The 19,852-nt window shown below is 68.7% G+C and carries 23 protein-coding genes and 1 pseudogene; 15 read left to right on the top strand and 9 right to left on the bottom strand.

Going from position 1 to position 19,852, the window contains the following annotated elements; all coding sequences use genetic code 11:
- The first annotated feature begins 27 nt into the window (after window positions 1–27).
- From tal to ACV530_RS01275, 8 genes are all read left to right on the top strand, one after another.
- Window positions 28–1,140, top strand: coding sequence for a transaldolase (gene tal / locus ACV530_RS01240; protein ID WP_494330278.1), 1,113 nt, complete (start codon window positions 28–30; stop codon window positions 1,138–1,140).
- The gene (locus tag ACV530_RS01245) at window positions 1,133–2,401 is read left to right on the top strand and encodes an MFS transporter (protein WP_494330279.1); all 1,269 of its coding nucleotides are present in this window, start codon (window positions 1,133–1,135) and stop codon (window positions 2,399–2,401) included. Before tal ends, ACV530_RS01245 begins: the two co-directional genes overlap by 8 nt.
- A gap of 24 nt (window positions 2,402–2,425) precedes the next feature.
- Window positions 2,426–2,737: an antibiotic biosynthesis monooxygenase family protein gene (locus ACV530_RS01250; RefSeq protein WP_494330280.1), complete on the top strand. Its 312-nt coding sequence runs from the start codon at window positions 2,426–2,428 to the stop codon at window positions 2,735–2,737.
- A gap of 164 nt (window positions 2,738–2,901) precedes the next feature.
- On the top strand, window positions 2,902–3,492 hold the full coding sequence (locus ACV530_RS01255) for an RNA polymerase sigma factor (RefSeq protein ID WP_494330281.1): 591 nt from the start codon (window positions 2,902–2,904) through the stop codon (window positions 3,490–3,492).
- On the top strand, window positions 3,489–4,466 hold the full coding sequence (locus ACV530_RS01260) for a CU044_5270 family protein (protein WP_494330282.1): 978 nt from the start codon (window positions 3,489–3,491) through the stop codon (window positions 4,464–4,466). The genes ACV530_RS01255 and ACV530_RS01260 overlap by 4 nt, the downstream gene beginning before the upstream one ends.
- Before the next feature lie 121 nt (window positions 4,467–4,587).
- The gene (locus ACV530_RS01265; RefSeq protein ID WP_494330283.1) at window positions 4,588–5,412 is read left to right on the top strand and encodes a GNAT family N-acetyltransferase; all 825 of its coding nucleotides are present in this window, start codon (window positions 4,588–4,590) and stop codon (window positions 5,410–5,412) included.
- 134 nt (window positions 5,413–5,546) lie between these two features.
- A complete protein-coding gene (locus ACV530_RS01270; RefSeq protein ID WP_494330284.1) occupies window positions 5,547–6,410 on the top strand; it encodes an oxidoreductase in 864 nt (287 codons plus the stop codon).
- 112 nt (window positions 6,411–6,522) lie between these two features.
- Window positions 6,523–7,428 (top strand): hypothetical protein, encoded by a 906-nt coding sequence (locus tag ACV530_RS01275; RefSeq protein WP_494330285.1) that lies wholly within the window; start codon window positions 6,523–6,525, stop codon window positions 7,426–7,428.
- Here ACV530_RS01275 and ACV530_RS01280 read toward each other — a convergent pair.
- Window positions 7,425–8,348, bottom strand: a complete 924-nt coding sequence (locus ACV530_RS01280; RefSeq protein WP_494330286.1) for a hypothetical protein — start codon at window positions 8,346–8,348, stop codon at window positions 7,425–7,427. The genes ACV530_RS01275 and ACV530_RS01280 overlap by 4 nt on opposite strands.
- A gap of 255 nt (window positions 8,349–8,603) precedes the next feature.
- On the opposite strand from ACV530_RS01280, the gene ACV530_RS01285 reads away from it, so the two are divergent.
- Both ACV530_RS01285 and ACV530_RS01290 read left to right on the top strand, forming a co-directional pair.
- On the top strand, window positions 8,604–9,011 hold the full coding sequence (locus ACV530_RS01285; protein ID WP_494330287.1) for a PPOX class F420-dependent oxidoreductase: 408 nt from the start codon (window positions 8,604–8,606) through the stop codon (window positions 9,009–9,011).
- Between the two features lie 86 nt (window positions 9,012–9,097).
- Entirely contained in the window at window positions 9,098–9,553 is a 456-nt protein-coding gene (locus tag ACV530_RS01290) for a VOC family protein (RefSeq protein WP_494330288.1), read from the top strand.
- Window positions 9,554–9,616: 63 nt separating this feature from the next.
- Here the strand turns inward: ACV530_RS01290 and ACV530_RS01295 are convergent, their stop codons facing one another.
- Window positions 9,617–10,825, bottom strand: coding sequence for an MFS transporter (locus tag ACV530_RS01295; protein WP_494330289.1), 1,209 nt, complete (start codon window positions 10,823–10,825; stop codon window positions 9,617–9,619).
- Between the two features lie 73 nt (window positions 10,826–10,898).
- The gene (locus tag ACV530_RS01300; RefSeq protein ID WP_494330290.1) at window positions 10,899–11,714 is read right to left on the bottom strand and encodes a phosphotransferase; all 816 of its coding nucleotides are present in this window, start codon (window positions 11,712–11,714) and stop codon (window positions 10,899–10,901) included.
- A 93-nt stretch (window positions 11,715–11,807) separates the two neighbouring features.
- Between ACV530_RS01300 and ACV530_RS01305 the strand changes: the two genes are divergently transcribed.
- Entirely contained in the window at window positions 11,808–12,287 is a 480-nt protein-coding gene (locus ACV530_RS01305) for a hypothetical protein (protein WP_494330291.1), read from the top strand.
- On the opposite strand, the gene ACV530_RS01310 is transcribed toward ACV530_RS01305, so the two are convergent.
- The 3 genes from ACV530_RS01310 to ACV530_RS01320 form a co-directional block, all read right to left on the bottom strand.
- Window positions 12,271–12,744: a hypothetical protein gene (locus tag ACV530_RS01310; protein ID WP_494330292.1), complete on the bottom strand. Its 474-nt coding sequence runs from the start codon at window positions 12,742–12,744 to the stop codon at window positions 12,271–12,273. The two genes, ACV530_RS01305 and ACV530_RS01310, sit on opposite strands and share 17 nt — an antisense overlap.
- Before the next feature lie 92 nt (window positions 12,745–12,836).
- Window positions 12,837–13,112: a hypothetical protein gene (locus ACV530_RS01315; RefSeq protein WP_494330293.1), complete on the bottom strand. Its 276-nt coding sequence runs from the start codon at window positions 13,110–13,112 to the stop codon at window positions 12,837–12,839.
- Window positions 13,113–13,186: 74 nt separating this feature from the next.
- Window positions 13,187–14,416 carry a helix-turn-helix domain-containing protein gene (locus tag ACV530_RS01320; RefSeq protein ID WP_494330294.1) on the bottom strand — a complete coding sequence of 410 codons (1,230 nt, stop codon included), beginning with the start codon at window positions 14,414–14,416 and terminating at the stop codon, window positions 13,187–13,189.
- Between the two features lie 648 nt (window positions 14,417–15,064).
- Here ACV530_RS01320 and ACV530_RS01325 point away from each other — a divergent pair.
- The gene (locus tag ACV530_RS01325) at window positions 15,065–15,475 is read left to right on the top strand and encodes an NUDIX hydrolase (RefSeq protein WP_494330295.1); all 411 of its coding nucleotides are present in this window, start codon (window positions 15,065–15,067) and stop codon (window positions 15,473–15,475) included.
- A gap of 200 nt (window positions 15,476–15,675) precedes the next feature.
- Window positions 15,676–15,844: pseudogene (locus tag ACV530_RS01330) on the top strand (cytidine deaminase); the annotation flags it as partial.
- Here ACV530_RS01330 and ACV530_RS01335 read toward each other — a convergent pair.
- Window positions 15,841–16,128 carry a hypothetical protein gene (locus tag ACV530_RS01335; protein ID WP_494330296.1) on the bottom strand — a complete coding sequence of 96 codons (288 nt, stop codon included), beginning with the start codon at window positions 16,126–16,128 and terminating at the stop codon, window positions 15,841–15,843. The pseudogene ACV530_RS01330 and the gene ACV530_RS01335 overlap by 4 nt on opposite strands.
- 293 nt (window positions 16,129–16,421) lie before the next feature.
- On the bottom strand, window positions 16,422–16,862 hold the full coding sequence (locus tag ACV530_RS01340) for an Lrp/AsnC family transcriptional regulator (RefSeq protein WP_494330531.1): 441 nt from the start codon (window positions 16,860–16,862) through the stop codon (window positions 16,422–16,424).
- Window positions 16,863–16,953: 91 nt separating this feature from the next.
- Between ACV530_RS01340 and ACV530_RS01345 the strand changes: the two genes are divergently transcribed.
- Window positions 16,954–17,874 carry an SMP-30/gluconolactonase/LRE family protein gene (locus ACV530_RS01345; protein ID WP_494330297.1) on the top strand — a complete coding sequence of 307 codons (921 nt, stop codon included), beginning with the start codon at window positions 16,954–16,956 and terminating at the stop codon, window positions 17,872–17,874.
- Here ACV530_RS01345 and ACV530_RS01350 read toward each other — a convergent pair.
- Window positions 17,810–18,760 carry a LysR family transcriptional regulator gene (locus ACV530_RS01350; RefSeq protein ID WP_494330298.1) on the bottom strand — a complete coding sequence of 317 codons (951 nt, stop codon included), beginning with the start codon at window positions 18,758–18,760 and terminating at the stop codon, window positions 17,810–17,812. The genes ACV530_RS01345 and ACV530_RS01350 overlap by 65 nt on opposite strands.
- Window positions 18,761–18,877: 117 nt before the next feature.
- Between ACV530_RS01350 and ACV530_RS01355 the strand changes: the two genes are divergently transcribed.
- Entirely contained in the window at window positions 18,878–19,774 is an 897-nt protein-coding gene (locus tag ACV530_RS01355) for an NmrA family NAD(P)-binding protein (protein ID WP_494330299.1), read from the top strand.
- Window positions 19,775–19,852 lie beyond the last annotated feature (78 nt).

Consider the following 19,852-nt stretch of genomic DNA (forward strand, 5'->3'; position numbering starts at 1 on the left):
CCTCGGGAAGAAGGGAGACTTCACGTCATGGTGGAGCCCTTGCGACAACTCGCCGCGGCGGGCGTGTCGATCTGGCTGGACGATCTCAGCCGCGACCGTATCTCCTCGGGCAGTCTCGCCGCCGTCGTCCGGGACAAGGGGGTGGTGGGCGTCACCACCAACCCGTCCATCTTCCACCGGGCCATCGCCGGCGGAACGGGGTCCGCGTACGAGGCACAACTGCGCGACCTCGCCCTGCGCGGCGTGAGCGCGGCGGAAGCCGTACGCGAACTGACCACCGCGGACGTCCGCGAGGCCGCCGACATCCTGCGCCCGGTCTTCGACCGTACGGCAGGGCGCGACGGACGGATCTCCCTCGAGGTGGATCCGCGGCTCGCCCACCGGACGGAGGCCACGGTCGCCGAGGCCCGGCAGCTGTGGTGGATGGTGGACCGGCCGAACGTCCTGATCAAGATTCCCGCCACCCGGGCGGGCCTTCCGGCGATCACCCGGTGCATCGCCGAAGGCATCAGCGTCAATGTGACGCTGATCTTCTCCATCGAGCGGTACCGGGCCGTCGCGGACGCCTACCTCGCCGGACTGGAACAGGCCCGTGTGGCCGGGCTGGACCTGTCCCGCATCGAGTCGGTCGCCTCCTTCTTCGTCTCCCGGCTGGACACGGAGACCGACCGGCGCCTGGAGAAGGCGGGAAGCCCCGGGGCCCTCGCGCTGCGGGGCACCGCGGGCCTGGCCAACTCCCGTCTGGCGCACCAGGTGTACGAGGAGATCGCCGGCTCTCCGCGGTGGCGCGCCCTCGAGGCCGCCGGGGCCAATCCGCAGCGGCTCCTGTGGACCTCGACGAGCACGAAGAACCCCGCCTACCCCGACACCTGCTACGTCACCGGCCTGGTGACCGCGGGAACGGTCAACACCCTCCCGGAAGCCACGTTGGACGCCGTGGCCGACCACGGTGAGATCACCGGCGACACGGTCCGTACCCGTTACGGGCACGCCGCCGAGGTCTTCGCCGCTCTGGCCGAGGCGGGCATCGACTACGACGACGTCGTCCAGGTGCTGGAGGACGAAGGCGTCAGTGCCTTCGAAAGCTCCTGGAAGTCGCTGCTCGAGAGTGTCGAGCAGTCGCTGGCCCGTCTTGCCTGAGGCCAAGCCCACGGTGTCGGCGGCCACTTCCGCCGCCGGGGCGGCCGGACCACGGGTGGAACGTTCCTTCGTGGTCCGGCTGGGGCTGGGCTATCTCGGCCTGTACGGTGCGGTGCTGTCCGTGGCCCTGGTGACGCTGGCGCTGCGCATCGAGGACATCGACCCGCGGCACAAGGAGACGAGCCTGGCGGTCGTCTCGAGCCTCGGTGCCCTGGTCGCCCTCCTGGCCAATCCGCTGGCGGGCAGGCTGTCCGACCGCACCACGTCGCGGTTCGGGCGGCGGCGGCCATGGCTGATCGGCGGAGTGCTCGGCGGCACGGCGGGGCTGGCGGTGGTGGCCCTGGTCCCGTCCGTGCCCGCGGTCGCGGCCGGGTGGTGTCTGGCCCAGCTGTCCTTCAACGCCACGATCGCCGCCCTGGCCGCCACCGTGCCGGAACAGGTTCCGGTGCGGCAGCGCGGAACGGTTTCCGGCGTCGTCGGTTTCAGCCAGCGCCTGGCCGTACCGCTCGGCATGGCCGGGGCCGCCGTGTTCTCGGCGGGTGCCGCCGGGTTCCTGATACCGGCCGCGGTGGCGGTGGCGGTCATCGTGCTGTTCGCCGTCCCGCTGCGCGACACCCGGGGGTCGGCCGACCAACCGCCGTTCTCCGTCCGGGAGTTCCTGGGCAGCTTCTGGACCGATCCGCGCATCCATCCCGACTTCGGCTGGGTGTGGCTGACCCGGTTCCTGACGTACTTCGCGTCCGTCGCCCCCGTCCCGTACCTCGCGTACTACCTCGGCTCCCGGCTGCACGTGTCCGGGAGTTCGGTGGCCGGGACGGTGGCGCTGCTGACCACGCTCAACTACGGGCTCAGCGCGGTCACATCGGCCGTGTGCGGGTGGCTGTCCGACCGGATGGGCCGCCGCAAACCGTTCGTGACCGCGTCCGCCCTCGTCCTCGCGGCCGGCCTCGGCATCCTGGCCACCGCGACCTCGATGCCCTGGGTCTGCGTGGCCCAGGCGCTGCTGGGCGTCGGCTCCGGCTTCTACTTCGCCGTGGACATGGCGCTGGCGACCGAAGTGCTGCCCAGCTCCGCCGACATCGGCAAGGACCTCGGCGTCATCAACAGCGCCGACGTCCTCCCCCAGTCCATCGGCCCGGCCCTCGCACCGCTCCTGCTCGCCCTGGGCTCGGGCCGCAACTACACCGCTCTGTACCTCTTCACGATGGTCGTCGGCCTCGCGGGGGCCCTCACCGTGACCCGGATCAGGACAGTGCGGTAACCACCTACTCCCTCGGAGGATTTCATGATCTACGAGTACGCCTACCTCTACATCACCCCCGGCCGTGAGGACGAGTTCGAGCAGGCCCTGCTCACCGCGAGCCCGATCCTGAAGTCCGCCGAGGGCTGCCGGTCCGTCGACCTGTACCGCGACGTGGAGACCGGCGGTTCCTATCTCCTGCGGGTGGGCTGGGACAGCCTGGAGGACCACGTGGAGAAGTTCCCCAAGAGCGAGCAGGCCGGCCGGTTCGCCGACGCCATCGAGCGGTTCTTCGACCGGGAGCCCACGCTGCGGCACTTCGACTCCCGCCCGGTCGGCCCGGCCCCGGCCGCCTGATCCGCACCGGTCCGCACCGGTCCGCCGGAAGGACTGGTTACCATTCCCGGGTGAATCGGGCATCGCACCCGCAACAACCCCGCCGCATGTGACGCGCATCACCGGAACCGTCCCCGGTCCGCGGAGAGGACTGGACATGAACGGAAACGGATCGAGGGGCGTGCATGCGCGACCGCATACGAACCGGTGATCGCGACGCGTTCGCCGAGCTCTACGAGGAGCACGCGAGAAAGGTCTACAACCACGCCTTCCGGCTGACCGGCGACTGGTCGACGGCGGAGGAGGTGATGTCCGACACCTTCCTCGAGGCGTGGCGCGGCCGCGCGAAGGTGGAGCAGGAAGGCGGTTCGCTGCTGCCGTGGCTGCTGGGCATCGCCACCAACAAGGCGCGCAACATCAACCGGGGTGCGCTCCGCCGACTGGCCTTCCTGGCCCGCCGCCCGGTGGCGGACTCGGTCGCGGACTTCGCGGACGAGTCCGTCTCGCGCATCGACGACAGCCGCGAACTGGCCGCCGTACGCCAAGCGTTGACGGCACTGCGCCGCCCGGAACGGGAGGTGTTGGCGCTGTGCGTGTGGTCCGGCCTCGACTACGCCCAGGCCGGACAGGCCCTGGGCGTCCCGGTGGGCACGGTGCGTTCCCGCCTCTCCCGCGCCCGCACCCGCCTCCGTCGGCTGACCGACGAACAGCTCGGCGCAGTGGGAGCAAGCACGGTCGCCCCGGCGGCCCTGGCAGTCCAGGAGGAAGCCCGATGAAGACCTCTGAGCACCAGGAGCTCGCCCAGCTGCTGCCCGCTCCGCCCGAGCGGGACCTGCCGCCGGGCCGCCACCGGCACCACAAGGAGCTGCTGCTGCGCACCATCGACGACGACCGGCGCCGCTCGCGCCGTCGGCTGACGCGCCCCGCCTTCGTCCTGCCCGCCGCCGCGACCGCCGCCGCGGCCGCCCTGGTGATCACCGTGCTGCCCGGGGGCCATGAGAACGCCCCCGCCGCTCCGCGCGTCCCGCTGGCCGAGGCCGGCACGACGCGAGGGGCGGTGGTGCTGCTGGACCGGATCGCCGCCGTGGCCCTGAAGACCAGCACCCGGCCGGTGCGGGACGACCAGTACGTCTACCTCCGCAGCGTGTTCACCGAGACCGTGCACATCAAGCCGGTCAAGGCGGGAGGGCTCAAGGAACGGGAGGACTGGTTGCCGCAGGATCCGCGTCCGACGGATGACCTCGGGGTCTTCCGCAGCGACGGGGAGTTCGTGCCCATTCACGGCGGCGACAAGGTTCCGGCGGGCGTCCGCCGGCCCACCTACAAGTGGCTGGCCTCCCTGCCCACCGACCCCGACGCCCTGTACCAGCGGATCCGCAAGGAGACGCAGCCGATCAACGGCCAGGACTTCGACCAGACCGTCTTCGACTCCTTCGGCTGGCTCCTGTCGCAGGGCGTCATGCCGGCCAGGACCGAGGCCGCCCTCTACAAGGCCGCGGCGAAGATCCCGGGTGTGGTGGAGATGCGGGACGCCGTCGACGCGGACGGCCGGCACGGCGTCGGCATCGCCCGCGAGGACCGTCAACTCGCCCAGCGCACCGAGTGGGTCTTCGACAAGCAGGCCCTGACGTTCCTCGGCCAGCGCACCTACCTCACCAGGACCAGCGAGTGGGGCAAGGCGGGCGACCTGGTCTCGGCCAGGGCGGTCCTGGAGCGAGCGGTGGTCGACCGGGCGCGCCAGGTGCCCTGAGGGGCGGGTGTGCGAGGCCTCGTCCGCGATGGTGGGCGAGGCCTTCGCGCTGCCGACGGTGGCGCCCGGAATTCCGTGAAATCCACTGGCACGTGACATTCGTGCCTGCTTGGATACCGCCGTGACCTCCGACCACCTCGACCGGCTCGAGGCCTACTACGACGCGGTCCCGCGCTCCGGCGCCCGGGCCGAGGACTTCGGTCCGCTGACCCTGTTCGTGCAGGAGGGCCGGGGCAGTTGGCCGTACTACGCCCGCCCCGCGCTCGGGCGGTCCGGCGCGGTCCGCCCCGAGGACGTGGCCCGCGTCCGCGCGCGGCAGCGGGAACTCGGGGTGCCCGAGAGCTTCGAGTGGGTCGCCGAGACGACCCCCTCCCTCCGGGCCGCCGCCGAGGCGGCGGGACTCGCCGTGCACGAGCACCCGTTGATGGTGCTCGCCGCGGACGCCCCTCCCCCGCCCGTCACGGCCAGCGGTGTGACGGTACGCACCGTGGGCCCGGACGACCCGGCCCTGCCCGACGCCCTCGCCGCCGCCCACCTCGCCTTCGCCGAGCCGGGCACCCGTATCGGTACGGCAGGCCCTGCGCACCTGCCCGGGAAGGCGCGTGCCCTCACGGAGGACGGCTCGGTGGCACGCCTGGCCGCGCGCATCCGGGACGGGCTGTCGGTGCTCGTCGCCGCCCTGGACGACGACGGCGCGGTGCTGTGCTCCGGACAGCACCAACCCGTGGGATCCGTCAGCGAGATCGCCGGTGTCGGCACCCTGCCGGCCGCGCGGCGGCGCGGCCTCGGTCTCGCGGTCACCGCGGCGCTGGTGGCGGACGCGCGGTCACGCCGGGGCGCGGAAACCGTCTTCCTGTCGGCGGGCGACGACGACGTCGCCCGGATCTACGCCCGGGCGGGCTTCCGCCGCATCGGTACCGCACTGATCGCCGAACCGGCCTCATAGCACCCGGTGATGCCGTGCCACCGGGCTCATCTCCTCTATGACCCACGCGAATTCGTGCTGGACGCCACGGACTGCTCCTGCGATAACTGAGGCGATCAACTCTCCAGCCCCAACCACCCCAGGAGAAACGGAAGATGAGCATCACCCCTTCCTCCGCCCCCACCACAGAGGGCCGCGTCTGGCTGATCACCGGTGCCAACTCCGGCTTCGGCCAGGCGATCGCCCAGGCCGCCCTCGCCGCGGGCGACACCGTGGTCGCCGCGGCCCGCCGCCCGGAGTCTCTGGACGACCTCGCTGCCGAGCACCCCGGCCGGCTGACGCCCGTAGCCCTGGACGTCACCGACCAGGCGCGGATCGCCGATGCCGTGACCGAAGTGGTGCAGCGGTACGGGCGCATCGACGTGCTGGTCAACAACGCGGGCCGCGGGCTGGTCGGGGCCGTCGAGGAGACCACCGACCGCGAGTTGCGCGACCTGATGGATCTGCATGTCTTCGGCCCCGCCGCGCTCACCCGGGCCGTGCTGCCGCACATGCGGCGCCAGGGTTCCGGCGCCGTCGTGCAGATGAGCAGCATGGGCGGCCGGCTGTCCTTCGCGGGGGTGGGCGCGTACTCGGCGACCAAGTTCGCACTGGAAGGCCTCTCCGAGGCGCTCGCCGCCGAGGTCGCGCCGCACGGCATCAAGGTGCTGATCGTCGAACCAGGCGCGTTCCGCACGGGGTTCGCCGGGGGCGGGGCGCTGCAGCAGTCGGCGCCCCTCGCGGCGTACGAGGACACGGTCGGCCCCGTCCGCACCGGGCTCTCCGGCTCGGACGGCAAGCAGCCCGGCGACCCCGGCAAGGCCGCCGCCGCGATCCTCGCCGCGCTCGACGCCGAACGGACGCCGCTGCGGCTGGCGTTGGGCAACGACGCCGCCGACGCGATCTTCGCCCACCTCGACACCTCCCTCGCGGAGGCGAAGGCATGGGAGACGGTCAGCCGGGGCACCGACATCGACTGAAGGCTGAAAACTGAAGGGAAGCTTCCGCTTACCAGCCAGTAGGGTGATCATGAAACAGGGTCGAAAGGCGAGCTTTCGACCCCCATGAACCACCACAGAACAGGACACCACCGTGCGCGTGAACGGCTGGCTCTCCGCAGGCGCTAGTGCTGCGCTGCTGCTCACCCTCACCACCGCCGCCACCGCCTCCGCGGCCACGGCCACCCCCTCCGCCGGGGTGGTCACGGACGGCGGCGTCGGCGCCATCAAGGGCCCCGAGAACCTCAAGCTCGGGGACGGCGGAGCGCTCTGCGTCTTCAGCGAGCGGCAGGAACCGGCCGACGTCAAGGGCATCGTCAAGCAGATCGCGATGCAGAAGCTCAAGCACCCCACCAAGGGGATCGGTGACATCGCCGGCGAGATCATGGGCAGCGGCGACCTGGGCCACTCCTGGACCGTCTACACGGCCCCGGACGGCAAGGTCGGTACGTACTCCTTCCAGTCCCCCTGGGACGGCCTCGCCTACAACCCGAAGTTCTGGACCGAGAGCAAGTTCCCCGGCGGCCTGGCGGTCGACTACCCGGACGACTGGGGCAATGACGCCAACGGTGACGCCGCCGACAAGTTCAGCCGCGGCACCCCCGCCGACCACCTGAAGTCGATCGGCGCCCACGACGAGGACCACCCCACCAAGACGCGCACCGGCCGCTGCAAGCCGATCACCCAGCAGGGGAAGACCGCGTTCTTCGACTTCGTCGACTCCCAGCGCGGCAAGGCGTACGCCCCCGACCAGAACTGCACCAACTTCGCGGGCCGCGCCTGGGAGATCGCCACCGCCGAGCACCTCGACTGGCAGGTCGAGACGCGCATCTCCCCCTTCCCGGGCATCGACAAGAAGCTGTCCGAGCAGATCTTCAAGGCCATCACGGGCCACGACGGCAAGGTCGGCGACCCGGGCACCCTCGGCGCGTCCATCCTCAAGGCCAACGGCGGCACGAAGGACGGCAACGTGCACAAGGAAGTCGCGCTCGACCACTAACCGCACATGGGGCTCCCGATGCCACCCAGTGCGGCACGCACAGCCGCCGCGCCGCACTGGGTGGCATCGACGGAGCCGGAGGCATCCTGCGCGGCTGAGGCAGCCAACCGGCAGTCCCGACACTGGGTTTCGTCCGCCACGGGCCGGATCACGCGCCCGCAGCCACCTGCGCACGAGCGCAGCGGCCGCGGAGTCGGCGCGGGCGACGACACGATCCGCTGGATCGGCGGGACGTCGGGCATCTTGCGGGTGAGGCGGTCGCGTACGAGCCCCGCCGCGCAGTGGACGGGCTGCGGCAGCCCGAGCGTCAGCGCCTCGCGCAGATCGCGCACGGACGCACCGCGCAGGAGCCATTCGCCCGCGAGCGGGGCGAGGCCCCGTACCTCACATCCGGTCAGTCTCAACTGCCGCTCGGAGTGCGTGACCGCCGCCAGGGCCAGGGCACCCTTCTCCGCCAACGGATGAGGCGGGGCCTCCGGTTGGGAGGGTCGGGAGGGCGGGAGGTTCGTGTTCTCTCCAGAGTGTTTTTCTGGGTGACGACCGACCGACCGGATAGCCGGTTCACCGACCGTCGGTTTCACAGCACTCGGCCGGAAGCCATCGCGGATCGCGGCCGCCTCGTCCCGCGTGAGCGGTACGTTCGAGATCAGCTGAGTGGTAGACCACTGGCCGCGCTCCCCCTGCCGCCGCCACTCGTGGGTGAATCCCTCCGCCGTCAACTCCCGCTTGGCGCGCTGAAAGGCGGTGTTCTTCATCCCTGCCCTTTCCGCCGCCGCGGACAGCGAAAGGTCCGTGCCGTCCGGCAGGGAAAGCAGCCACAGCAGCAGGCGTACGGCGTCGGAGCCGAGGCGGGGGTGGCGGATGATCTCGTTCGGCACTTGCGTGAAACGGCCCGAGGGTGGGATAACGTGGCGCAGCATCGCCGGAGCTCCTGACTCTGGTGGTGTCAGACCCCCATCACTGGTCGCTAGCCGGTGCTGGGGGTCGTTTCGTTCTCGCACGCTATGCGAACTCGCGCGCACGAACGGCACGTTGACCGCGACCGTCCCACGATCCGGGGAACGGTCGCACACCCGCGCGCAGGCCGATCGGCTTCGGCAGGACGGGAAGACATCGGCCCTCCCCCGTGTTCTGCGCATGCAGTGAACTCATGATCCCGACAGAAGGACGAAGCCATGCCAGTGGAGTTCAACGACGCGACACGCAAGCTCCTGGACGGGAAGAACTTCGCCACCGTCGCCACGCTCAACCGGGACGGCGGCCCGCAGACCTCAGTGGTCTGGATAGCGAGAGACGGGGACACGGTGCTGTTCTCCACCACAGCGGGACGCCTGAAGGCCCGGAACCTCGCCCGGGACCCAAGGGTCAGCCTCACGGTCTTCGACACCGGCAACCCATACCTCTCCGTGGACATCCGGGGCACCGCCGAACTGATCGAGGACCCTGACAAGTCGCTGCCCAGCAGGCTCTCGCAGAAGTACCGCGGCGAGGAGCCGCCGCCCGAGTCGGACGAGGTGGTCCGCCTGATCGTCCGGATCACACCGCAGAAGGTCACCGGCTTCGCGCCCGCAGCCCATAAGTAGCCGTAGCCAGGACACGATAACGCCGCCGTTCCCACCTTTCCCTTTAATCCCTGGGCCTCTGGGATGACGTGCTCGATCATGGGTGGATGACTGCCTTTTACCATGTGTGCTTCGTGGTCCCGGACATCGAGCAGGCGATGCATGACTTTCAGCGTGCGGCCGGGGTCGAGTGGAGTGATCCTGTGTCCGACCGGCTTGGCGAGTGGGACTACCGCATCGTCTTCACCACAGGCGGGCCGCCCTTCATCGAGCTCATTGAAGGGCCGTCGGGCAGCCCCTGGGACGCGTCCGAGGGAGCCAGGTTCGATCACATCGGCTTCTGGACCAGCGATGTGCGGCACGGTTCCCGGCGTTTGGAGGAAGAAGGCATGCCTGTGGACTTCTCCGGCTGTCCTTATGGCCGGCCGTTCGCCTATCACCAGATGGACAGCATCGGTGCACGGATCGAACTCGTAGACGTCGGCAGGCAGGCCGGCTTCCTCAACAGGTGGCATCCGGGCGGAAAGCCGATGCCCGCCATCGATGAGCCGTCCAGAAGCTGACCTCTCATCGCACACGCCCGCAAACCTGGCTCGTGATCGCCACCCACACCCAACTCCGTGCGGCTATGCGTGCGCCTCGTCTGGTTCTCCGCTGGGTCCCGCAGCTGCAGCTTCCTGCCGAGATCGGGTTCGCGTGCCCCAGCGTTCAAGTGATGGGCCGACAGCGCCCACAGCGGCGAAGAACGCGCCGAGGAGCAGCCAGCCGGCCGTGCCCAGTCCGAGCACGACGGTGGTGAGGATGGCGGGGGCGAGTGCCTGGCCCGCGTTGAAGCCAAGCCCGAGAAGCCCTTGGTACTGGCCTTGGGCATGGTCCGGTGCCAGGCCGAAGCCAAGGGCGAAGCCGGCCGAGGACTCCCATATCTCTCCGAGGCTGTGGACGAAGATCGCTGCGACCGCGAGGCCGGCGGCCGCCCACACGGGAGCGCGCGCGGTCAGGGCCATCATCGGACAGCTGAGGAGGAAGAGCAGTCCTGCCGTGCGAAACGCTTTGCCGCCATCATGAGGGCTTTCGATGCGGGATCCGATTCTGGCCTGTAAAAGGGCACAGACTCCAGAATTGATCGCGGATACCGCGGCCACGGTCCATCTCGGTGCGTTTGTGTGCTCCGAGATCCATATCGGCAGAAGCAGGGACACCGTCGGGTATTGCAGCCCCATCGCACCATAGAGGGCTGTGAAGGTCACGAACGGACGGTCGGTGAGAGCGATCCAGCGACGCTGCTGCGCCGGTGGCGCCAATGCCCTGTAATGAGGGAGCAAGAACAGGAGGAGAGCGCACAGCGCAAAGCTGGCCGCGTTGCCGAGAATCAGCACGATGTAGGCGGTACTGGTATTCGCTGTAACCGCAAATCCGGCGCCCACGGTCCCCAGGACGACACCCAAATTGACGTAAGCACGGAGCTTTGCCCTGAACAGCGCTGGGCGGTCAGTACCGACCCGGACCACGAGGGCTCCCCAGGCTGCGCCGCCAGCGGCTGCGGCAAGCTGGTCAACGGTAGCGATGACCGTGAGGGCAGCCCAGCTCTCGACAAGCACGAGAGCAGACATCGCCACTGCTTGAACCGTCAAAGCGAGCATCATGATCGTGCGCGGCCCACGTCGATCGGCCAGGTGACCTCCCGGTATCCCCGCGAGCAGGCCGATCAAGCCGGCGACTGTGAGGGCGGCACCCACCTGCACTGCCGGTAGATCCACGACCAACGTGAAGTAGAGCGCCGACACCGTATTGAAGAGCCCGTTGCCGACTCGGTTCACGAAGCTGGCCAGGATCAATACACGCTCTGACCTGTTGCCCCCCGCTATGTGAGCTATTCGGCCGGGTGTTTGACCATGGGCGCAGGCCTCGTCAGTCCAACAAGGCAGCTGTGAACACCTCGTGGTGTGCCGCCAGCCACCCCTGGATGCGGTCCCAACGTTGCCAACCACCGTGTTCCGACAGCGCCTGGGTGTAGACGGGGTCGCCGTCGGCCACTCGGTCGGCGACGAAGGCCCGGCAGGATGCGGTGGCCTGTTCGATGACGCCGGGCAGTTCAGCGCGGTCCTGTGGGGAGAGGCCGTAGCCGTCGGCGAGGATCCGCAGTCGCGTCGGGGCGTCCAGTCCCGTGGGATGGAGAACTGCCGCGGACGTGGGATCGAGCATGGGTACCCAGTAGCGGGCGGTCATGGCGACGTCCCACACTGCTCGGCCGGGGGCCGCCATGTCGAAATCGATCAGGGCCACGGCACGGCCGTCGCGGAAGACGACGTTCTCCGGGCACACATCGTTGTGGCACAGCATCGTTCCCCCAGCTGGGTCGGCCAGGGATCGGGGCCACTCGACGCATGTGTCGACCGCGATGGCCGAGCTGGCGTCGTGCAGGCGCCGCAGCAGTTTTCCCACTGATCTCAGCGCGGTCTCGGTCATGGCCCAGCGCGGGAACGGCGGCAGAGCAACGTCGCCGGGGATGAAGGTCAGTTGCTCGCGGCCGCTCGCGGTGAGACCGACCGGCCTCGGAGCCGCGCCGAACCCGTGCGCTTCGAGCGCGAGGAGATGGGCATGGAGTGCGCGCGCGGTGCGCGGCGCCGGGCGTTCCACCAGGGCACCGTGGCGGAAGACCGCGCCCACGTTCACCATGCCGCCGACCAGGGCCGCGCCCTCTGCCGTCTCGCCCTCAGCCGTCATGTCGATCACGCTACCGGCAGGTCGGCCGAGCAATCCCCATTCGGGTGAACATGTTCAGTGGAACGTTCGGTTGCGGCGCACAGGGGAGCCGCGATGGACAGTGCTCCGTGGGCGTTGGCGGTTTCATCGGCGGGTGGTGTGGTCACGACACTGCTCGGCGTCGTCGTGGGCGGTTTGCTGGGCCGCCGAACGCAGACGCGGCAGTGGCTGACGGACAGCAAGGCGGCCACGTACGCGGCGGTGCTGAGGGAGTTCACACGTGTGGAATTCGGCTTGCGGCTGGCCTACTTCGACCGGCGGGCTGCCGAGGTCGACTGGGCGGCCTGGAGCGAAGCCCTGGCAAGTCCGAGTCTCGTTGCTGAGGACGAAGTCATCATCACGGCCAACACCATGGCCGATGCCGTGGCCCGGGTGGGAGAGCAGGCTCACTCAGGCCGGAGGGACGAAGCCCAGTGGCGGCAAGTACAGCGACAGCTCGCCACGGCGCAGCTGGCATTCGTCAATGCCGCCCGCCAGAGCCTCGACCCCAAGCAGTCACCCGCGCGCGTCGAACAAGTCACCGCCACCGAATAGGACGCTCAAGCAGTGGCTTCGACGCGGAGACCAACCTCCGTACATCACCGGGATCACACAGCGCTTCCGCACCATCAGGAGGCGTCAGGAGCCAGTACGTCCCAGGTGGCTCGGCCCGGTGTGGTGACGGTACGCCGAGATAGCAGTTCTCGCCGAGGGCCTCGATGCCGTGCCCGTGCCAAGTCGCTGCGGTGCCGGGCGGCACGAGTGCGTAGTACCAGCTGCGCGGTGGGTCGGCGATGACAGCCCCGTCGATACCGGCCCCACGGAAGACATTCTCGACGGATTCACGGTCCTCGCTGCCCGCGAGGCAGTGAATGACGGGCGCGCCCACACGAATTGCGTCGAAGTGAACGCCGATACGCAGCATCGCGGGCCTGTCCCGCATCCACTCTTCACGGGCGACGCGAGGGTGGACCTCGCGGGACACGAGCCACTGGCCCGCCGCAGCGGCCATGACGACAGGCCGCACATCGCGCTTCTCACCGAACCCGCTCGCAGCATCGGCAAGGGCTGATCGGCGCCTGCGGTCGGCGGGCGATCGACGCGTCATGGCGTGCTCCCCTCAGCCCCGGTCGGCATGCCCGACTTGCCGAGGACATGGTCGAGTTCGGCGTGGAGAGCGACGGCCTCCTCGTATGTCATGACGAGATCGCCGTCTCCGACATGCGCGCCGTCATGTCCAACCGACAGCGGCAGGGCGATCCTTCCGGCTTCCGTACGCCGCAAAGCACTGCCGCTGGTCGCTCGCGTGATCCGTACACCTTGCATGGGGTTGGCCGTTTGGCGGTCGGCCTCGCGCGACGGCCGATGAGTCCTCGTCATGACCGTGGACGGTAGAACGGATCGTGTGCGGCTACCCGGAGGAGGGTTCCGGGCCGCTTCCGACTCCGGGTGGGTCAGGCCAGCACCCCGACGTGCTCGGCGATGACGTGCAGATCATGCTGCATCTCCGCGCGAGGCCGCTTGAGCAACGACTGTACGGCTTCCCTGACCAGAGGAAAGTAGCGGATCTCCTCCGGAGAAACCTCCATGATCTTCTTGAGCATGTAGAGCGTTCCGAAGTCGTCGCCCGTCAGCCGGTGGGCGTGCATCACTTCGACGCGGTAACGCGTCGTGCGTTCCAGGGGCAATACGTCGGACGCGGGCACGTCGACGTCATCGGCGAGGCGCAACGCCTCGTGTGCGTCGCCCTCTTCGGCCGCGAGGTGCACGCCGTGCATGGCGACGTTCGTCGGGCCGAACGAGGTGTGCCAGTCGTTGCGGTCCTCGCCGAGGCGGGTGGCGATGTCCTGTGCCTTGCGCAGCAGGTCCCAGGCCGCGGGCGCCTTGCTGTCCCGTACGGCGGCAATGGATCCGGCGAGGTGCAACGCACCGTAGGCCGAGAGGTGTTCGGGTGCCGCACCGTCGTCGGGACGGCAGTGCTCGATCATGCGACGTGCGAGGTCGAGCGAGTCCGCGACCTCGCCGCTCGAGGTGAGGATGCCGCACACGTTCCACGCCGAGGCGGCGATCAGCGCGGGATCACCGGTCTCGTCCGCGATCTGCATGGCGCGGTCGGCTGCCCGAAGCGACAACTTGCGCTCGCCGACGCGCCGGAGGAAGACCTGATGCAGGTGGAAGAGGGAAACGAGCGAGCGGGTCGCGAACAGTTCCTGCTCACCCGAGGCTCGCCTGAGCGTGGCGTACGCCTCGTTGAGCAGCCCGGGCAGCATCTGGCCCACCGGCCCGTACCGCTCGGTGTGCGTCTCGTAGATACTCCACGCCTCCGCCACGCGATCCCCGAGCTGTGCGGCAGTGAGCGCATCACCGGGCAGCCCTTGCCCGAGGAGGGACGGCGGGGTGTTGAGCGCCCGGCGAATCGCAGGGACCGATGGGTGCTCCGCACCACTGGCGATACTCAAGTCGAAGGAGGGCCCGACCAGATCCGCGACATTGTCGACACCGAGCTCACGGCCGATACGGACGAGCATGGACACGCTGTCGATCTGAAGGACGTTGCGTTCGACTTTCGACAGCCAGTCCTCGGACCGGCCGACAAGACCGGCGAGGACCGCCTGCGGCATCCCTTTGCGGTTGCGGTGGTACCTGATCCGCTGCCCGGTGGTCATGACTGATGCGTCGTTCATGGGCTCCCCTTGCTGGGCACAAGCGCTCAACGCCCAGAGTACGGCCACGCATTGCCACTCATGCAAAGGGAAGTGCGCTCAAGACTGTTGGGCTGCCAGGGCATCAAGACGGCCGGAGACCCGCTGCAGCAGCCCCATCAACACCTCGTACTCCTCGGCCGAGAGGCACTCCATCATCCGCACCCTCAAAGCACCGGCCTGCTCGGCAACCCGCTGGTGCGCCTACCGGCCCTCGTCGGGTCAGCGTCACGGTTGAGTCAACCGGGAGCTGTTGGGTACGGCAAGGAACGCGCAGTGCAACGGGGCAGCAGATCCAGTGCACTTGCCCTGCACTTCATCGACAATGACGGGCCGGGGGTCCCATGAAAGTGGTCGGCGTGTGGATCGGCGCCTTGGCCTGTACGCTCCAGACCGCCCTGCGCATGATCAACGAGCAGTTCGCCGATCACCTGGGCGTCGCCGTCCGCACGGTTGCTACCTGGCACGCCAACCCCAATGTCGTCCCGCGTACCGAGATGCAGCAAGTGCTCGACAGGGCCTTCGAGAAGGCCACGCCCGAGACCCGCGAACGGTTCTCCCTCCTCATAGTGACCCGCTTCATACCGACCGACATGATCTATCCCCGATCCTGGCAGCCCTGGAGGAACAATGACCCAGCCGGCACCCGAGCAGCCCGCCATCGCCGCCGCGATCGTGGTGCACGACGGCGGCGTCCTGATGGTGCAGCGCAGAGCGAAAGAAGGCGAACTGCTCTGGCAGTTCCCCGCGGGCAAAGTCGAGGCCGGCGAATCCCCCGAGGAAGCAGCAGCACGCGAAGCGCTCGAGGAGACCGGCGTGACCGTGAAGCCCACCGAGCTCCTCGGCGAGCGCACGCACCCGAAGACCGGACGGCGCATGGCCTACGTCGCCTGCGCCCTCGTCTCCGGAGAAGCTCACGTTGCCGACACCGACGAACTCTCAGACCTGGCCTGGGCCCGCCTGACCGACATCCCCGCATACGTCCCCTACGGCCTCTTCGAGCCGGTCCAGGCATACCTCGACACGGCGCTGAACGAATAGCCCTGCCGCTCACGCCAGTGATCCTCCACCGGGGCCTGCCCCGGCAGCGGCCGGTAGACGGACACATGGCGGGTGCTCGACGCGGTGAACGGCGCCCCCTCCCAATCCGCCCAGCGCTCCTCCAGGCGCAGCTCGGCCAGCTGCGCCATCAGATCGAGTTCGCCGGGATGGGCATACCGCAGGCGGCCGGGCCGAGCTAGGCGGCCGCCCAGGGCGCCTACGACCTGGACACGATCGTCGCCGTGGGGACCACAATCGGGGGTTGTTCCTCCATGCGGCCGGTGCCGCCAGGTTCTTCTCGACTACTTTCCCTCCCTCAAGGTCATCGTCGGCGAAGGCGGCCGCATCATGTTGACCGAACCAATTTAGTAATCGCGCATCTGCCGATTGCGCTGCTGGTCACGCTCTAGATTGCGCATCTCTTGCGTGAACCTGGCCGCCTGCTTTGCGGCATAGCTCGTGTTGCTGGTTGCATTGCCGCCATAACGCATGTTGAAGGCTATTTGTTCGTCCCTTTTTGCTTCCTCCTCGCAGTGAGCGACCTCTCTCTTCTCTGAATAGCTCAGATCGTTCTTTGCTTGAAGCTTGCTAGCTCGTTCTCGGAGCCTTTTAGCCATCTCTTCCCAAGTGGCGGGATCGTCGTAATCTGACATAGCCGCCTCCTTTTTTGGGCCAAATCTCGATACGAGGCGGAGACGTTTTGAATGAACCTCTACGTCTAGTGTCCTGCTTGGACGGCACGGGGCCCAAGATTGTCTCTGCTCCCGCACGATCGCCTGGAGGGCGAGAGCCGGGCTGAGGTAGGTGGTCGAGCCCCTGCGGCCCTACGAGCGCCATAGGTTCGGATAAATCCAAACCATCCTCATCGCCGACTTGCTGACCGAAAGCTACGTCTGGGCCGACCACCAACTCGACGCCGAGCAAACGCCATTCAGGGCGATGACCATCACGGCGCGGGCGACGGCGGGCGCTCGAAGAAGGTCTCCAGGGCGACCGTGGCCTGGGTGCCGCTCACGCCGTCGATCGCGTAGAGGCGCCGGAGCACGTCCTGGAGCTGTTCGGTGGTCGTCGTGCGCACCTTGACGAGCACCGACGCGCTGCCGGCGATGATGTGCGCCTCCTCGATCTCCGGGATGGCCGCGAACGCCTCGGCCGAATCCCCCATCCAGGCCGACGACTCGACCATCACGAAGGCGAGCACGGCGAGCCCGAGGCTCTTCGGATCGACGTCCACCGTCGTACGGCGGACGATGCCGCGCTCCCGCAGCTTGCGCACCCGCTCATGGGCGGCCGCCGTGGAGAGCCCCACCGCTTTGCCCAGTGCCGCATACGCCTGCCCGGCGTCCTGCTGAAGCAGCGCCAGCAGTTCGCGGTCGGTGTCGTCCAGGTTCCCAGTCGCCATGGTGGAACCATATCTCGTTCTGCAATACTCCAGATCATCTGGATCACGTTCGGCGTTCAGCGATTGGATGTGGATGATGTCTGGCACGGTCGAGTTCGGGCTGTACGAGGTCTTGGACGACCGCTTCCGCCGGTGCGCCCTCGGGGACACACGGCTGGAGCAGTTGCACGGAGACTGCCGCTGGGCCGAGGGGCCTCTCTACCTGCCCGCCTGGCGCCAGCTCGTCTGGAGCGACATCCCCAACGACCGGATGCTGCGCTGGGACGAGGCCACCGGCGCGGTCGGGGTCTTCCGTTCCCCGGCCGGGCACAGCAACGGCAACACCCTCGACCACGAGGGCCGTCTGATCAGCTGCGAGCAGGGAAACCGCCGCGTCACCCGCACCGAGCACGACGGCACGATCACCGTTCTCGCCGACCGCTACCAGGGCAAGCGGCTCAACTCGCCCAATGACGCGGTCGTTCGCTCCGACGGCTCGATCTGGTTCTCCGACCCGGACTTCGGCATCATCAGCGACTACGAGGGCCACCGCGCCGACAGCGAGATCGGCGCCTGCAACGTCTACCGGATCGACCCGCACAGCGGCGAAGTCAGCCTCGCCGCCGACGGTTTCGCCGGGCCCAACGGAGTCGTTCTCTCCCATGACGAACAGCGGCTCTACGTCTCCGACACCAGGGCCGGACACATCCGCGTCTTCGACATCCGCGAGGACGACACCCTCGGCAACGACAAGGTCTTCGCCAAGGCCACCAACAGCCGGTTCGACAACATCCGTTTCGACAGCGACGGCCGGCTCTGGGCCGCGGCCCTCGGCGACGGCGTCCACTGCTACGACCCGGACGGCACTCTCATCGGCCGCATCCTCGTCCCCGAGCCCGTCTCCAACATCACCTTCGGCGGCCCGAAGAACAACCGCCTCTTCATCACCGCCACTACATCCCTGTACTCACTGGTGACGTCGGTGACGGGAGCCCACCGCGTCCCCCGTCGCCCGTGACAGCGACGGTCGTTGCCGCGCGTACGAAGGCAGCGACGGCCGGCGAGTGCGCGTCCTGCGGCCAGGCGACGGTGAGGGTGGCCGGCTGGAGGTCGCCCACGGGCCGGTAGGCGATGCCGGGGCGCGGGTTGCGGTGCGCGACCGAGGCGGGGAGGAAGCAGATGATGTTGCCCAGCTCGATCAATTTGAAGATCTGGGACAGGTCGGTGATGGTCTGACGGGTCTCGGCCACGGGCCCGTGGTGGGTCGTGGTGAGAGTGCCGGGATGAGGCGTGGCGTTGGCGTGGTCCGCGGGGGTGCCGTCGGGGAGGGTTCTGCCGGCCAGGTCCGCCAGGCGGAGGTCCGGCCGGGCGGCCAGGGGGTCGGTCGCCGCCAGGGCGACCAGGCAGGGTTCGGTCAGCAGCGGTTCGGTGTCCAGGCCGCGTTCGTCGCAGGGCAGGGGCAACAGCGCGACATCGGCCCGGCCGTCGCGCAGCGCCCGGCTCTGCTCGCCCCGTCCGCCCATCAGCAACTCCACTGGAATCGACGCCTGTTCGTTTCGGTACGCGGCGAGGATCTGCGGCAGCAGCCCGGCGTCGTAGTCGGCCTTGAGCGCGAGCCGCAGGCGCGGCGCGGGCCGACCGGCCTGCCGGGCCCGCCGGGCGGCTGCGGTGATCGCGTCGAGAGCGGTACGGGCGTCCCGTACGAGGACCTCTCCGGCGGCCGTCAGAGCAACCCTGCGTGTGGTGCGCTCGAGCAACTGCACGCCCAGTTGACGTTCCAGCTCCCGGATCGCCCGGGACAGTGGAGGCTGCGCCATGCCGAGTCGCTGCGCCGCGCGCCCGAAGTGCAGTTCCTCGGCGACGGCGACGAAGTAGCGGAGCTGCCGCGCCTCCAGGTCGTTCATAGCCGCAGGGTATCAATGGCGATCGGATCGGTCCTTCAGGTCTGACGTTTACGCCGAGTTGACTGGGAAACGCCAGCACAGGCAATGACAATCCCGAACAATCCCGTGGAGTTTCCTTTGATCGTCGTCACCGCCCCCACCGGCCAGATCGGCTGCCAGCTCCTCGACCACCTGCTGGACAGCAGCGCCCCTATCCGGGTCATCGCGCGCGATCCCAGCCGACTGAGCGCGCAAGTACGCGATCGCGTCGAGGTGTTCGCAGGGTCGCACTCCGACTCCACTGTCCTTACCGAGGCGTTCGCGGGCGCCGACTCCGTGTTCTGGCTGGTACCCCCGAACCCGCGCGCCGTGAGCGTCGAGGAACACTTCCTGGACTTCACACGGCCGCTGTGCGAGACGATCACGAGCCAGGGCATCAAGCGCGTGGTCGCGGTGTCGAGCCTGGGGCGCGGGATCGCCAAGAATGCAGGACAGGTTTCGGTGTCGCTGGCCATGGACGAGTTGGTCGAGAGTACGGGCGTGAGCTACCGCGCGCTGTGCCTACCGCCGTTCATGGACAACATGCTCGGACACCTCCAGTCGATCAGAAGCGAGGGCACCGTGTTCGCCCCCGTGCCCGGGGACCGCAAGTTCCCGACCTGCGCCACCCGTGACATCGCGGCCGTCGCGGCCCGGCTGCTGCTCGACGATTCCTGGAGCGGACAGGAGGACGTCCCGGTCCTCGGCCCCGAAGACCTGTCCTACGACGACATGGCGCAGATCATGTCCGAGGTGCTGCAACAGCCGGTCCGCTTCCGGCAGATCCCCGCCGAGGCCTGCAAGGCCAACCTGATGCGGCACGGGGTGAGCGAGGCCTGGGCCGAGGGCGTGGCCGACCTGCTCACGGCGATCGATCACGGCATCTACGACGCCGAGCCGCGAACCCTGGAGTCCACGAGCCCCACCGGCTTCCGTCAATGGTGCGAGGAAGTACTCGAACCGGCCGTCCACGTCACCGGCGAAGCAGCCGTGTAGTCGTTACGTCCGTCTTCGTACCGCTCATCCTTAAACGGCTGAGATACCTAACACGTCCGGGTGAAACGGTGATTGAAC

This window comes from Streptomyces sp. SX-6, assembly GCF_059089585.1.